The sequence below is a fragment of the Clostridium lacusfryxellense genome, assembly GCF_018861735.1.
GTDB lineage: Bacteria > Bacillota > Clostridia > Clostridiales > Clostridiaceae > Clostridium_AD > Clostridium_AD lacusfryxellense.
On record NZ_JAHLEB010000156.1, the window covers coordinates 1 to 859 of the forward strand.

Annotated in this window: 1 protein-coding gene; it reads right to left on the bottom strand. The window is 28.2% G+C overall.

Annotated features, from left to right (window positions below; all coding sequences use genetic code 11):
* Positions 1–76: 76 nt before the first annotated feature.
* Positions 77–652: a recombinase family protein gene (locus KPL55_RS25760; protein WP_216309592.1), complete on the bottom strand. Its 576-nt coding sequence runs from the start codon at positions 650–652 to the stop codon at positions 77–79.
* Positions 653–859: the final 207 nt, after the last annotated feature.

Genomic DNA, 859 nt, shown 5'->3' on the forward strand with positions numbered 1-859 from the left:
TTATCTATAGGTTAAGCAACAAATACTAGTATTTAAGATAACTTACACGATGTTTATATGTATTACACGTAACTTATTATTTCAAATTAGTTTCCAATTTATTACCTTCCTTTAAATAACGATAAAGAGTTGCCCTAGAAACATTTAAAGTTTCACAAATATCTTTTATAGAATTATTTGAATCATTAATTAGCGATTTTGCCATAGAAATCTTTTTAGTATCCATTACCTTTGGTCTTCCACCAATTCTTCCCCTAGCTCTTGCAGCTTTAAGCCCAGCATTTGTTCTTTCTATTATTATATCTCGTTCAAACTCAGCAAGAGAGGCAAATATATGAAATATTAATTTACCACCACTGGTAGTAGTATCAATCTTTTCTTGAAGGCTTTGAAATCCTATGTTTATTTCACTTAAAGCAATTACAACTTCAATTAAATGCTTTAATGATCTTCCAAGTCTATCAAGTTTCCAAACAACTAATATATCTCCCTCACGTAAATATGTTAAAGCTTCTTCTAATCCATTACGTTCAGTTTTAGCTCCGCTTGCTATATCTGTAAAAATCTTTTCACATCCAGCTTTTTCTAAAGCATCCGTTTGTAATTCTAAATGCTGATCTTGTGTAGAGACTCTTGCATATCCAATTAACATAAAATAGCTCCTTTACCTTTTGAAATTATAGTAATTAAATTTATATTTTGTATATAAATACGAACTGGTTGAATTTTATAAATATATAGTCTCATAACTTAACTTAGTGGTCAAGTATTAATACTATGATTTTGAGATAAGTTTTGATATGGTTTTGATGATATTTTATAGAAAAATACTTAAAACTAAAACAAGTCTCAAAAACGA